Source organism: Sphingomonas mollis, from assembly GCF_016427505.1.
GTDB classification, from domain to species: Bacteria; Pseudomonadota; Alphaproteobacteria; order Sphingomonadales; family Sphingomonadaceae; genus Sphingomonas; species Sphingomonas mollis.
On record NZ_JAELXS010000001.1, the window covers coordinates 130,529 to 143,934 of the forward strand.

General features: G+C 67.5%; 11 protein-coding genes. 9 read left to right on the forward strand and 2 right to left on the reverse strand.

The window, feature by feature from the left end; genetic code table 11:
- The first annotated feature begins 3 nt into the window (after positions 1 to 3).
- The 4 genes from JAO74_RS00630 (at position 4) to JAO74_RS00645 (ending at position 4,300) form a co-directional block, all read left to right on the forward strand.
- Positions 4 to 1,419 carry an MATE family efflux transporter gene (locus tag JAO74_RS00630; RefSeq protein ID WP_199034007.1) on the forward strand — a complete coding sequence of 472 codons (1,416 nt, stop codon included), beginning with the start codon at positions 4 to 6 and terminating at the stop codon, positions 1,417 to 1,419.
- A 112-nt stretch (positions 1,420 to 1,531) separates the two neighbouring features.
- On the forward strand, positions 1,532 to 1,819 hold the full coding sequence (groES, locus tag JAO74_RS00635; protein WP_056531718.1) for a co-chaperone GroES: 288 nt from the start codon (positions 1,532 to 1,534) through the stop codon (positions 1,817 to 1,819).
- Between the two features lie 85 nt (positions 1,820 to 1,904).
- A complete protein-coding gene (groL, locus tag JAO74_RS00640) occupies positions 1,905 to 3,551 on the forward strand; it encodes a chaperonin GroEL (protein WP_199034008.1) in 1,647 nt (548 codons plus the stop codon).
- Between the two features lie 185 nt (positions 3,552 to 3,736).
- Positions 3,737 to 4,300, forward strand: a complete 564-nt coding sequence (locus JAO74_RS00645; protein ID WP_199034009.1) for a Uma2 family endonuclease — start codon at positions 3,737 to 3,739, stop codon at positions 4,298 to 4,300.
- Positions 4,301 to 4,320: 20 nt separating this feature from the next.
- On the opposite strand, the gene JAO74_RS00650 is transcribed toward JAO74_RS00645, so the two are convergent.
- Positions 4,321 to 5,370, reverse strand: coding sequence for a mannose-1-phosphate guanylyltransferase/mannose-6-phosphate isomerase (locus JAO74_RS00650; protein WP_199034010.1), 1,050 nt, complete (start codon positions 5,368 to 5,370; stop codon positions 4,321 to 4,323).
- A gap of 48 nt (positions 5,371 to 5,418) precedes the next feature.
- On the opposite strand from JAO74_RS00650, the gene prsK reads away from it, so the two are divergent.
- The 3 genes from prsK to JAO74_RS00665 are packed head-to-tail and all read left to right on the forward strand — an operon-like array spanning position 5,419 to position 9,778.
- Positions 5,419 to 7,569, forward strand: a complete 2,151-nt coding sequence (gene prsK / locus JAO74_RS00655; RefSeq protein ID WP_332908691.1) for an XrtA/PEP-CTERM system histidine kinase PrsK — start codon at positions 5,419 to 5,421, stop codon at positions 7,567 to 7,569.
- Complete coding sequence (gene prsR, locus JAO74_RS00660) at positions 7,566 to 8,924, forward strand: PEP-CTERM-box response regulator transcription factor (RefSeq protein ID WP_199034011.1); 1,359 nt, start codon at positions 7,566 to 7,568, stop codon at positions 8,922 to 8,924. Before prsK ends, prsR begins: the two co-directional genes overlap by 4 nt.
- 38 nt (positions 8,925 to 8,962) lie before the next feature.
- Positions 8,963 to 9,778 carry a DUF815 domain-containing protein gene (locus JAO74_RS00665; protein WP_199034012.1) on the forward strand — a complete coding sequence of 272 codons (816 nt, stop codon included), beginning with the start codon at positions 8,963 to 8,965 and terminating at the stop codon, positions 9,776 to 9,778.
- Between the two features lie 417 nt (positions 9,779 to 10,195).
- Here JAO74_RS00665 and JAO74_RS00670 read toward each other — a convergent pair whose 3' ends face one another.
- The gene (locus JAO74_RS00670; protein ID WP_199034020.1) at positions 10,196 to 11,989 is read right to left on the reverse strand and encodes an ABC-F family ATP-binding cassette domain-containing protein; all 1,794 of its coding nucleotides are present in this window, start codon (positions 11,987 to 11,989) and stop codon (positions 10,196 to 10,198) included.
- Positions 11,990 to 12,134: 145 nt separating this feature from the next.
- Here JAO74_RS00670 and JAO74_RS00675 point away from each other — a divergent pair, with 145 nt between their 5' ends.
- Together JAO74_RS00675 and JAO74_RS00680 are read left to right on the forward strand one after the other, a co-directional pair.
- Complete coding sequence (locus JAO74_RS00675) at positions 12,135 to 12,440, forward strand: PepSY domain-containing protein (protein ID WP_199034022.1); 306 nt, start codon at positions 12,135 to 12,137, stop codon at positions 12,438 to 12,440.
- Positions 12,441 to 12,740: 300 nt separating this feature from the next.
- Positions 12,741 to 13,406: a response regulator transcription factor gene (locus tag JAO74_RS00680; RefSeq protein WP_199034023.1), complete on the forward strand. Its 666-nt coding sequence runs from the start codon at positions 12,741 to 12,743 to the stop codon at positions 13,404 to 13,406.

Here is a 13,406-nt window from a genome sequence, read left to right on the forward strand (position 1 = left end):
CCTATGCATTCCCCCGCTCCCCCCTCCATCACGGCCGCCGCGCCGGCGAGCGTGCGGGCGGAGCTGCGCGCCACGCTGGCGCTGGCGACGCCGCTGGTGGCGGCGAACCTGTTGCAGATGGGCGTGTATTCGATCGACGTGATCTTCGTCGCGCGGCTGGGGACGACCGAACTCGCGGCGGCGACGCTGGGGGTGTATCTCTACAGCGTCCTCGCCTTTGCCATGATCGGGCTGGTGAGCGCGGCGGCGCCGTTGATCGCCGCCGAACTCGGACGGCGCGCGCATGCGGTGCGGCAGGTCCGGCGGTCGTTCCGGATGGCGATGTGGCTGGCGGTGGTCGCGGGACTGGCGACGATGTCAGTGCTGGCCAATGGCGAGCGACTGCTGCTGCTGACGCATCAGGACGCGCATGTCGCGGCGCGGGCGGGGCGGTTCCTCGACATCCTGTTATGGGCAACGATCCCGGCGGTGGCGACCGGGGTGATGCGCGTCACCGCATCGGCGCTGGGGCGGCCGGGCTGGGCGATGCTCGTGACTGGGCTGGGCCTGTGCATGGGTCTGCTCGGCAACTGGTTGCTGGTGTTCGGGCGGGCGGGGTTCCCCGCGCTGGGGCTGGAGGGATCGGCGATCGCCAGTGTCGCGACCAGCGTGGCGATGATGCTGGCGTTCGTGCTGATCCTGCTGCTCGACCGCAAGCTGCGCCGTTATCGCCTGTTCGGCCATTGGTGGAGGACGGAATGGTCGCGGCTGCGCGAGATATTCCGGCTGGGCGCGCCGATCGCGCTGACCATGACGTTCGAGGGTGCGCTGTTCTCCGCGGCCGGTTTCCTGATGGGCCTGATCGGCGTGACCGAGGTGGCGGCGCATGCCATCGCGCTCCAGATCGCGGCGATCGCGTTTCAGGTGCCGTTCGGGATCGCGCAGGCGGCGACGATCCGCGTCGGCATGGCGTACGGCGCGCGCGATCATGTCTGGATCGGGCGGGCGGGGCGGGTGTCGCTGACGGTCGGGATCGGCTTCATGGTGTTCACCGCGTCGTTGTTGCTGATCGCGCCGCGGCTGTTCGTCGGTGTCTATGTCGATCCCGATGCGCCCGCCAACGCGGCGCTGGTCGCGCTCGCCCTGCAATATCTGGGTGTCGCCGCCGCGTTCCAGTTGTTCGACGGGGCGCAGGCGGTGGCGGCGGGGGTGCTGCGCGGGCTACAGGATACGCGGGTGCCGATGCTGGCGGCGCTGTTCGGATACTGGGTCATCGGCGCGGGGTGCGCGGTATTGTTGGGCTTCGGTGCCGGGTGGCAGGGGCTGGGCATTTGGTGGGGTCTGGCGGCCGGGCTGGCGGCCGTGTCCGCGCTGTTGCTGTGGCGGTGGACGGCGCGTGCCCGGCTCGGCCTGCTTCCGCCCACGCTTCATCCAAATTAGTTCCATGACCCCGTTGACGACGGTCGGCGGCCTGCACATATGAGCGGTGTTGGCACTCGCCGCTTGTGAGTGCCAGAAATCTGTAACACTGTACCAGAAAGAGGGCACAGCAATGAACTTTCGTCCGTTGCACGACCGCGTTCTCGTCCGCCGCGTTGAGGCAGAGGAGAAGACGGCCGGTGGGATCATCATCCCCGACACCGCCAAGGAAAAGCCGCAGGAAGGCGAAGTCGTCGCCGCCGGCACCGGCGCCCGCAGCGAGTCCGGCGAGGTCCACCCGCTCGAGGTGAAGGCCGGCGACCGCGTGCTGTTCGGCAAGTGGTCCGGCACCGAGGTCAAGGTCGATGGCGAAGACCTGCTCATCATGAAGGAAAGCGACATCCTCGGGATCGTCGGCTGACCTGCCGGTCGCTCCCCGCGCGCGCATCCGCGCGTGAAGGGTGTGACTTTCGAGACTTTACAACTCATCTGAAAGGGTAGCCACCATGGCAGCCAAGGACGTGAAATTCAGCCGTGACGCGCGCGAGCGCATCCTGCGCGGCGTCGACATCCTCGCCGATGCGGTGAAGGTGACGCTCGGCCCCAAGGGCCGCAACGTCGTGATCGACAAGAGCTTCGGCGCACCGCGCATCACCAAGGACGGCGTCACCGTCGCCAAGGAAATCGAGCTCAAGGACAAGTTCGAGAACATGGGTGCGCAGATGCTGCGCGAAGTGGCCTCGAAGACCAACGACATCGCCGGCGACGGCACGACCACCGCGACCGTTCTGGCGCAGGCGATCGTCCGCGAAGGCATGAAGTCGGTGGCCGCCGGCATGAACCCGATGGACCTGAAGCGCGGCATCGATCTCGCCGTCGTCAAGGTCGTCGAGGACGTGAAGGCGCGTTCGAAGCCGGTTTCGGGTTCGAAGGAAGTGGCGCAGGTCGGCATCATCTCGGCCAATGGCGACCGTGAAGTCGGCGAGAAGATCGCCGAAGCCATGGAGAAGGTCGGCAAGGAAGGCGTCATCACCGTCGAGGAAGCGAAGGGTCTCGAATTCGAGCTCGACGTCGTCGAGGGTATGCAGTTCGACCGCGGCTATCTGTCGCCGTACTTCATCACCAACCCGGAAAAGATGACGGTCGAGCTGAACGATCCGTACATCCTGATCCACGAGAAGAAGCTGTCGAACCTGCAGGCGATGCTCCCGATCCTGGAAGCGGTCGTGCAGTCGGGTCGCCCGCTGCTCATCATCGCCGAGGATATCGAGGGTGAGGCTCTGGCTACGCTCGTCGTCAACAAGCTGCGCGGCGGCCTGAAGGTCGCAGCGGTCAAGGCGCCCGGTTTCGGCGATCGTCGCAAGGCGATGCTGGAAGACATCGCGATCCTGACCAAGGGCGAGATGATTTCGGAAGACCTGGGCATCAAGCTCGAGACGGTTTCGCTGGCGATGCTCGGTACCGCCAAGCGCGTCACGATCGACAAGGACAACACCGTCATCGTCGACGGTGCCGGCGATCATGACTCGATCAAGGGCCGCACCGAAGCGATCCGCCAGCAGATCGAGAACACCACCAGCGACTATGACAAGGAGAAGCTCCAGGAGCGTCTTGCCAAGCTCGCCGGCGGCGTCGCGGTCATCAAGGTCGGTGGCTCGTCCGAGGTCGAGGTCAAGGAGCGCAAGGATCGCGTCGACGACGCGCTGCACGCAACCCGCGCAGCCGTCGAAGAAGGCATCGTCCCCGGTGGCGGTACGGCGCTGCTGTACGCGACCAAGGCACTCGAGGGCCTGACCGGCGCCAACGAGGACCAGACGCGCGGTATCGACATCGTCCGCAAGTCGCTGACCGCTCTGGTTCGCCAGATCGCCAGCAACGCGGGCCATGACGGCGCCGTGGTGTCGGGCAAGCTGCTCGACGGCAACGACTCGAACATCGGCTTCAACGCCGCGACCGACACCTACGAGAACCTGGTGGAAGCCGGCGTGATCGACCCGACCAAGGTCGTCCGCACCGCGCTGCAGAATGCGGCATCGGTCGCCGGCCTGCTCATCACGACCGAAGCGGCCGTGAGCGAACTGGCCGAAGACAAGCCCGCCATGCCCATGGGCGGCGGTGGCGGCATGGGTGGTATGGGCGGCATGGACTTCTGATTTCGGACGGGGCCAGCGGTGCTGGCCCCGACACGAAATCGGAAGCGGCCGGCCGGTCGGCATTGCCGATCCGGTTCGACGTCCAGCGCGGGCTTTGACCGCGCCACCTGACCGACAAAGCACAGAGCCGGCGGAGCGATCCGCCGGCTCTTTGTTTGTTGGAGGGCTCATGATAGCATCCGGTTATGCGCCAGGACCCGTTCTACGAGCCGATCACGGTCGAACAGTTCCTCGACATCGATTTCCCGAGCGATCGGAAATACGAGTTGGTCGACGGCGTGATCCGGATGATGACCGGCGGCACGCCCGCGCATTCGCGGGTGGCCGGCAATATTTTCGGTTATCTGTACGTCAAACTGCGAGGCTCGGGCTGCCGGCCCTATAATTCCGACATGGGCGTTCGCGTCACGGATACCGATATCCGCTATCCCGACGTCAGCGTCTATTGCGGTAACCCGGCGAGCGTGGAGCGAGAGGAAGAGCGGCTGTTCACCGACCCGGTCGTGCTGTTCGAGGTTTTGTCCGCCTCGACGGTCCGTATCGATGAAGGGGAAAAACTGGCGCAATACCGGGCACTGCCGTCGGTCGATACGATCGTCTTCGTCGATCCGCAGAACGAAACCAGCCGCGTCGTCCAGCGGCTCGGCCCCGCTTCCTGGCGCGACGATCTCTTCGCGCAGCCGCATGATGTCGATCTGCCGGCGCTGGGCCTGTCGATCCCCCATGCCGAGATATTCGCCCGCGACTGATCCCGGCCGCGGGCGAAGGATCACCGTTTCATCGCCTCGATCAGCTTCTTGATCTCCTGACTGCGGCCACGCGGCAGGATCAGGACGTCGTTACCGCTCGCCACGACGATCAGGTCGCTGACGCCGACCATCGCGATGCGGATGCCGTCGGAGCGAACCAGGCAATGACTGGTGTCGAGCGCGATCACCTCGCCGCCATGGGCGTTGCCATCGGCATCCAGATCGCTGATCGCATGCAGCGCATCCCAGCTGCCGACGTCGTTCCAGCCCATCTGGACGGGGACGACCGCGACGCGCTCCGCCTTCTCCATCACCGCGTAATCGATCGAATCGGCGGGTGATGCGGCGAAGGCGGCGGCATCGGGATACAGGCGCAGGCCATCGTGACGGGCACCGGCGATCGACGCCTGCACGGCGGTCAGCATCGCCGGCGCGAAGGCGGCCAGCGCGCCCAGATACATGTCGGCGCGGAACAGGAAGATGCCGCCGTTCCAGGCATGGCCACCGGCGGCCAGCATCGCCTCCGCCCGGTCGAGCGGCGGCTTTTCGACGAAACGCGCCACGCGGTGAACGCCGGGTGCGATCTGTTCCCCGGTCTGGATCCAGCCATAGCCGATCTCGGGCGCATCGGGTTCGATGCCGAACGTGACGAGCCAGCCGTCGTTGACCAGCGGCAGCGCCGCCTTGATCGCGGCATGGAAGGCCGGGATGTCGGCGATGACATGATCCGACGGCATCACCAGCAACGCCGCTTCGGGATCGGGGGCGGCGAGGGCAGCCAGCGCGATCGCGGGGGCGGTGTTGCGGCCGGCAGGCTCCAGGATGATCGCCTGCGGTGTCACGCCGACGGCGGCGAGCTGCGTCTCCACCTCTTCGGCATGCTGGGCGTTAGCCACCACGACGGGGTCGGCGAACCGGTCGCCGGTCGCGCGCTGGACCGTCAGTTGCAGCATCGTCTCGTCGGCGGTGAGCGGCAGGAATTGCTTGGGCCGTTCGGGCCGGGACATCGGCCAAAGGCGGGTGCCCGACCCACCGGACAGGATAACGGGAACGATGGTATTGGCGGTCATGGGTCCTCCTGAAGCCCTTCCTATACACGGAAGGCGGCATTGCCCAACGTGGCCGTCCGCATTTCGCTGCGTTCAGGCTTTATTGGTGTTTTGCTGGCACTGCGCCTGTCGGCATTCCTTACAATGCAGGCGATCGATGGCGGGACGATGACGGCAATCCTGATCCTTTGGGGTCACGCGCTGGCGGCCTTGCTGTTCGGCGCGCTGGGGCTGGCCGAATGGCGGCGCGGCGTGACCGATCGCTGGTCGGGGCGGGCGTTCGTCGCGGCGCTGGCGCTGACCGCGCTGTGGGCGCTGGCGGTGGCCGGGATCGATTCCCGCGACGTGAGTACACATCTGGCCGAGGCGGCGCGCAACATCGCCTGGTTGTGCCTGATGGCGGCATCGGTGAAGCGGGCGCGGGCGGGGCATGTGCCGCTGGCGGCGCTCTATGCCGTGGTGATGCTGGTGACGGCCGCGGCAGGCATGGTGGCGCTGCTGGAGCGGGCGCCGTTCGACGGCGACATGCTGATCGCGCTGGCCATCGCCCGGCATATGCTGCGGATGATGGCGATCGCGGGGGCGCTGTTGCTGCTAAGCCATGTGGCGCAGGCGACGGAGGCGGCGCGATCGGGCGCACGGCGTCTGTTCGTGCTGGCGCTGGCGGTGATGTGGGGGCTGGACCTGGGCGTCGCGGTGATGGCGTTCGTCCATCCCGGCTGGACGGGCATGCTGGTGGTGGTGCGCGGGCCGGTGATGGCGGCGGTGGCGCTGTTGCTCGCGGCCTCGACGACGCAGAGCGGGGCGGCTCCGGCGACCGTGTCGCGGACGGTGGCGATGCAGTTGCTCGTGGTCGCGGCGCTGCTGCTGTATGCGGGCGCGACCGCGCTGGCGGCCAATCTGGCGGGCGCGATCGCCGGCGGGCAGGCGCGGGCGGCGCAGACGGCGATCGTGTTCGGCGCGACGGCGGCGTTGCTGGCGCTGGTATCGACGCCGTGGCTGCGGGCGTGGATGCGGGTGAAGGTTGCCAAGCACCTGTTCAGCCATCGCTATGACTATCGTATCGAATGGCAGCGCTTCACCGCGACGCTGGGGGTGCCGGGCGATGGCGCGGCGCCGCTGGGAACGCGGATCGTGAAGGCGGTGGCGGATTTGACCGACTCGCCGGCGGGGCTGTTGCTGGTGGCCGATGGTGGCGGGCTGGCACCGGCGGCGGGATGGCGCTGGGCGGATGGCGGGCAGGCGATGGAGGCGGGGTTCGCCCAACATCTGGCGAGCACGGGGCGGATCGTTTCGCTGGACGAGGCGCGGGTTGAGACGGGTGAAACGACGATGCTGCCGGCTTGGCTGATGACGGATCGAGATGCCTGGGCGGTGGTGCCGTTGATCCATGGCGACGACTTGGCCGGCGCGATCGTGCTGGCCCGGCCGCCGGTCGACCGGTCGCTGGACTGGGAGGACTTCGACCTGTTGCGCGTCGCGGGGCGGCAGGCGGCGAGCTATCTGGCGGAGGACCGGGCGCATGCGGCGTTGGCGGATGCGCGGCGGTTCGACGAGTTCAACCGGCGCTTCGCGTTCCTGATGCACGATATCAAGAATGTCGCGAGCCAGCTGACGCTGGTGGCGCGCAATGCCGAGCGGCATGCCGACAATCCGGATTTTCGCGCCGACATGGTGGTGACGCTGCGTGATTCGGCGGCGCGGATGACGACGTTGCTGGCCCGGCTGGGGCAGCATGACGGTGCGCGGCCGGAGGCGACGCAGCCGGTCGACGCGGTGGCGCTGGTGCGGCGGATCGCGGCGAACTGGCGGGCCAAGCATCGGATCGATGTCGTCGGCGAGGGACCGGCGATAGTGGTGGCGCAGCCCGGTCGGCTGGAACAGGCGCTGTGCCATCTGGTGCAGAACGCGGTCGAGGCGAGTGCGGCGGGGGCGGCGGTGACGATCGCGGTGCAGCGGGACGATCGCGGCGGGGTGGCGATCGAGGTGATCGATACCGGGTGCGGCATGGCGCCGGGCTTTGTCCGCGATCAGCTGTTCCGGCCGTTCGCCTCGTCCAAGCCGGACGGGTTCGGGATCGGTGCCTATGAAGCGCGGCAATTGGTGCGGGCGATGGGCGGGGAGATGGATGTGGAGAGCCGTGAGGAGGAAGGCACGCGCTTTCGCATCCGCTTGCCGATCGCTGGCGATGCAGCCGCGGCGATGGAGCAGGCGGCGTGACGCGGCCGGTGTTGCTGGTCGTCGAGGATGACGACGGTCTCGCCCGGCAATTGCGCTGGGCGTACGAAGCGTATGAGGTCGTGGTCGCGGGCGACCGGGCGGCGGCGCTGGATGCGGTGCGGCTGTATGAGCCGGCGGTGGTGACGCTGGACCTGGGCCTGCCGCCCGATCCGGACGGGACGGCGGAGGGCTTTGCGACCCTGCATGCCATTCTGGCGATGGCGCCGGGGACGAAGGTGATCGTCGCGTCCGGCCACGGGGCGCGGGAAAGCGCGCTGACGGCGATCGGGGACGGCGCCTGGGATTTCTATGCCAAGCCGATCGATATCGATGCGCTGGGGCTGATCGTGGCGCGGGCGTTTCATGTCCACGCGCTGGAGGCCGAGAACCGGCGGCTGGCGATGCGGGTCGGCGGCGCCAACATCAATGGGGGTTTCGGCGGGCTGCTGTATGCGTCGCCGGAGATGGCGGTCGTGGCGCGGACGCTGGAGCGGGTGGCGCCGGCCGATGTGTCGGTGATGCTGCTGGGGGCGAGCGGGACGGGCAAGGAATTGCTGGCGCGGGGGGTGCATGATGCGTCGCCCCGAAAGCGCGGGCAGTTCGTGGCGATCAACTGCGCGGCGATCCCGGAGACGCTGCTGGAAGCCGAACTGTTCGGCTATGAGAAGGGTGCGTTCACCGGCGCGGTGAAGACGACCGAGGGCAAGATCGAACAGGCGGCGGGCGGCACGCTGTTCCTCGACGAGATCGGCGATGTGCCGCTGCATCTGCAGGTTAAGCTGCTGCGGTTCCTGCAGGAGCGGGTGATCGAGCGGGTCGGCGGGCGGCGGGCGATTCCGGTCGATACGCGGATCGTGTGCGCCACGCATCAGGATGTCGATGCGATGGTCGCGGACGGGCGGTTCAGGGAGGACCTGTACTACCGGCTGGCGGAGATCGTGGTGCGAATTCCGACGCTGGCGCAGCGGACGGGGGATGCAGGCCTGCTCGCGCGGCATTTCGTCGGGCGATATGCGGCGACGCTGAACCGGGCGGTGACGGGGCTGGCAGCGGATGCGCGGGCGGCGGTGGATGCGTGGCGTTGGCCGGGGAATGTCCGCGAACTGGAAAACCGGGTGAAGCGCGCGGTCATCATGGCGGAGGGGCGGCTGGTGACGGCGGCGGACCTCGATCTGGCTGCGCCGGTCGATCCGGCTGAGCTGAACCTGCGGGCGGCGCGGGAGGCGGCCGATCGGAGGGCGATCGGGCGGGCGCTGGCGCAGGCGGAGGGCAATATCTCCGGCGCGTCGAGGCTGCTGGGGATCAGCCGGCCGACGCTGTACGACCTGATGAAGAGTTACGACCTGAGCGCCTGATGCTTGCACTGGCCGCGAGGCGCTTCCAAGGGGGCGGCATGGACCCGCTGGAACGTATCGCCGCGGCGCTGGAGCGCCTGTCGCCGCCCGCCCCGCCTGCCGCCAATCCTCGTGCGCATCCGGCCTATCGCTGGACCGGCGAGACGCTGGCGGCGACGCGGGGCTTCGCGCCGTTGCCGCTCGACCGGCTGATCGGGATCGACCGGCAGAAGACGGCGCTGGTGCGGAACCTGACGCGGCTGGCGGCGGGCCATGCGGCGCAGGACGTGTTGTTGTGGGGTGCGCGCGGCACGGGCAAATCGGCGCTTGTGAAGAGCGCGGTGGCGGCGGTTCAGGCTGCCGATGGACAAGAGGGCGGCGGCGATCTGGCATTGGTCGAGGTGACGGCGCTAGACCGGTTGCCGGCGTTGTTCGCGGCGCTGGCGCCGGTGTCGCGGGGCTTTGCGCTGTTCGTCGACGATCTGGGCGTGGATGAACCCGCCGAGGCGCGGGCGCTGCGATCGATGCTGGAGGGCGGGGCGGAGCCGCGACCGGCGAATGCGCGGTTGCTGGTGACCGCGAACCGCCGCCATTTGATGCCGCGTGACATCGCCGAACAGGACAGCGCGATCAATCTGCGTGACTCGGTTGACGATCATCTGGCGCTGGCGGACCGGTTTGGGCTGAGCCTGGGGTTCCATGCGCTGGATCAGGACGGGTATCTGGCGATCGTCGGTCGCTATGCCGAGGTGCATGGGTTGCCGTTCGATCCGGTCGAGGCGGTGCGGTGGGCGACGCAGCGGGGCAGCCGGTCGGGGCGGGTGGCGTGGCAATATGTGGTTGATGTGGCGGGGCGTGAGGGGCGTTCGGTATGACGTTAAATGACGTCAGCTCGATCCGTTCGTGCCGGGCAGCGCGGCAAGGGGTGTGTCGAGGCTCTTTTCCGAGCGCCAACCTGTCCTTCGATACGGGTCCTCGGCTACGCTCGGCCCCTACTCTGGACGAACGGTGGGGGGTGGGATCGATACGAAATCATCCCGTGTCAGCGGGCGGAAAGTCCCGAAAGTCATACCTGCCATCGCGCGCGATCGTGCGCGCCTGTGTGCGGGCGCGAGGGGTGGCCGGAGTTTAATCGGGGGTGAGAAAGAGCAGTGGTTTGGAGGTAACTTAGGTCGGGGGTTGTAGGACAGCGGTTTTTCGATCTGTTTCGCCTCTACGATCCGGTTCGCTCGCGGCGATCCCCCTCCACCGGCTTTGCCGGTCCCCCTCCCCGTGCCGGGGAGGATTTTAGGTTAGTTCAGCGCTTCGAGTTGTTCGGCGAGGTCGAGCCAGCGGAGTTCGGCGGCGTCCTTTTCGGTGCGGGCCTTGTCGATCGCCTGCATCAGGCGGGCGAAGGTCGCGGGTTCCTTCACGTACAGGTCGGGGTCGGCCAGCTTCGCCTCGTCGCGGGCGATGGTCGCCTCGATCTCCTCGATCCGTTTGGGGAGGAGGTCGTAATCGCGCTGGTCCTTATACGATAGTTTGCGCGAGGGGGCGGGCGCAGGCGTCGGGGCGGTGGCGGCGACCTTGGCGGGCTTCTTGCCATCGCCGCGCGGGCGGCGGCGCTTTTCCCAGTCCTCGTAGCCGCCTGCGACGACATCCACCGTGCCGCTGCCGTCGAGGCCGAGCGTGACCGTCACGGTGCGGTCGAGGAAGTCGCGGTCGTGGCTGACGATCAGGACGGTGCCGTCGTAATCGGCGATCACCTCCTGCAACAGGTCGAGCGTTTCGAGGTCGAGGTCGTTGGTCGGTTCGTCGAGGACCAGCAGGTTCGACGGGCGGGCGAATTCGCGCGCCAGCAACAGCCGCGATCGCTCGCCGCCCGACAGCGTGCCGACCTTCGCCTCGGTCAACGAAGGATCGAACAGGAATTCCTTCAGATAGCCGTGGATGTGCTTGCGCGTGCCGAGCACGTCGATCCACTCGCCACCCTCCGCCAGCACGTCGCGCACCGTCTTGTCGGGGGCCATCAGCTTGCGCTGCTGGTCGATGACGATGCCGTCGAGCGTTTTCGCCAGCTTGATGGTGCCCGCGTCCGGCTGGAGTTCGCCGGTCAGGAGGCGGAGCAGCGTCGTCTTGCCGGCCCCGTTCGCGCCGACCACGCCGATGCGGTCGCCGCGCGTGACGCGCAGGTTGAAGTCGCGGATGATGGTGCGCTTAGTGTCTCCGGCACCAAAATTCTTGGTGACGTGGGTGGCATCGATTACGACTTTCGAGCGGCCATCCTCGTGACCGATCGAGATGGCGGCGGTGCCCTGCGGCCCCATCATCGCGGCGCGTTCGGCGCGCATGTCCTTCAGCTTGGCGAGGCGGCCCTGGTTGCGGCGGCGGCGACCGGTGACGCCGCGTTGCAGCCAATGCTCCTCGATCTTCAGCTTGGCGTCGAGGCGTTCGGCGTTGCGCTGTTCCTCGGCAAAGACGGTTTCCGTCCATGCCTCGAAGCCGCCGAAGCCGATCTCGGCACGGCGGACGCTGCCGCGGTCGAGCCACAACGTCTGCTTCGTCAGGCGGGTGAGGAAGGTGCGATCATGGCTGATAACGACGAACGCGCCGTTGAAGCGGCCGAGCCACCCCTCCAGCCAGTCGATCGCGTGGATATCGAGATGGTTGGTCGGCTCGTCGAGCAGCAGCACGTCGGGTTCCTGCGCCAGCGCGCGGACGATGGCGGCACGGCGGCGTTCGCCGCCCGAAGCGGATTGCGCCTCGCGGTCGAGGTCGATGCCCAGCTTGTCGGCGATCGCCTCCGCCTCATGGCCCAGCGGCGCGTCGTCCCCGGCGGCGACGTAATCGCGCAAGGTGGCGAAGGCGGAGACGTCCGGGTCCTGTTCCAGCATCACGACGCGGGTGCCGGGGACGATGGTGCGGCGGCCCTCGTCGGGATCGACCGCGCCGGCGAGCAGGCGAAGCAGGGTGGACTTGCCGGCGCCGTTGCGGCCGATCAGGGCGAGGCGGTCGCGCTGACCGACCTGGATATCGAGGTGGCGGAACAGCCAGCCCGATCCCTGAACGAGGCCGAGGTCTTCATAGGATAGGATCGGTGCGGCCATGGTCCGCCACGTAAGCGGCGCGGGTCGTCGCGGCAACCTTTGGGGTGCAGTGCGGCATATTTGCCACGGCTTTGCGTAACCGAACCATATCGGGACGGGATGCATTCACAGCGCGTTCAATGCCCTCTAGCTATCGCCCCTGTCCATGATGCGTTCCACCATCCCCGCGATACTGGCCGCCCTGTCGGTCGCATCGACGCCCGGTCCGGCCGGGGCGCAGAAGCGTGGCGACCAGATGCAGGCGTATCAGGCGCGCAAGCAGGGCAAGCTGCTGCCCCTCCCCGAGATCGAGCGGCGCGTGGTGCCGCAGATGAACGGCGCCGAATATCTGGGTTTCGATTTCGATGGCGGCAGCGGCGTCTATACGCTGAAATTCCTGCGCGACGGGACGGTGATCTGGGTCGATGTGGATGGCCGGTCGGGACAGGTGATCGGCCGCACCGGGCGGTGATTGGCGCGGGGGTTTAGCCCTTCTTTCCCGCTTGATCGCGTCAACGCTGTTCCCCGGCGGAGGCCGGGGTCCAGTTGGGTAAAGGTCGTGATGAATTACGACGGCCATCGCAACTGGGCCCCGGCCTCCGCCGGGGAGCAGACTGGTTTGGCCCATCTATTGCCTGCACAAACAGGTCCCGCCTGCGCGGGAATGACGATAGGGACACGATTCCGTTAAGCCCCCCGACAGCGACGTTTCCGTAACCGCCGGCACCGTGGTAGCGGATGCGGGCCGTTTCGTTAGAGGACTGGAGAGAAGATGCGCGTCTTGATCGTCGAGGACGAGCCCAATCTGGGCCAGCAGTTGAAGAATACGCTGGAAGGCGCCGGCTATGCCATCGACCTCGCCACCGATGGCGAGGAGGGGCATTATCTGGGTTCCACCGAGAGTTACGATGCGATCGTGCTCGATCTGGGCCTGCCGGAGATCGACGGGCTGACGGTGCTCGACCGCTGGCGCAAGGAGGGGCGGACCGCACCGGTCCTGGTGCTGACCGCGCGCGACAGCTGGTCGGACAAGGTCGCCGGGCTGGATGCGGGCGCGGACGATTATGTCGCCAAGCCGTTCCAGACCGAGGAGCTGATCGCCCGCCTGCGCGCGCTGATCCGCCGTGCATCGGGCAATGCGTCGTCCGAACTGACCGCCGGCGACGTGCGGCTCGACACGCGGTCGGGCAAGGTGACCAAGGCCGGCGAGGCGGTGAAGCTGACCGCGCAGGAATACAAGCTGCTCAGCTATCTGCTCCATCACAAGGGCAAGGTCGTCAGCCGGACCGAGTTGATCGAGCATATCTACGATCAGGATTTCGACCGCGATTCGAACACGATCGAGGTGTTCGTGACGCGTATCCGCAAGAAGCTGGGCCAGGATGTCATCACGACCATCCGTGGTCTGGGCTATAGCCTGGAAGATCCGGACGCCTGA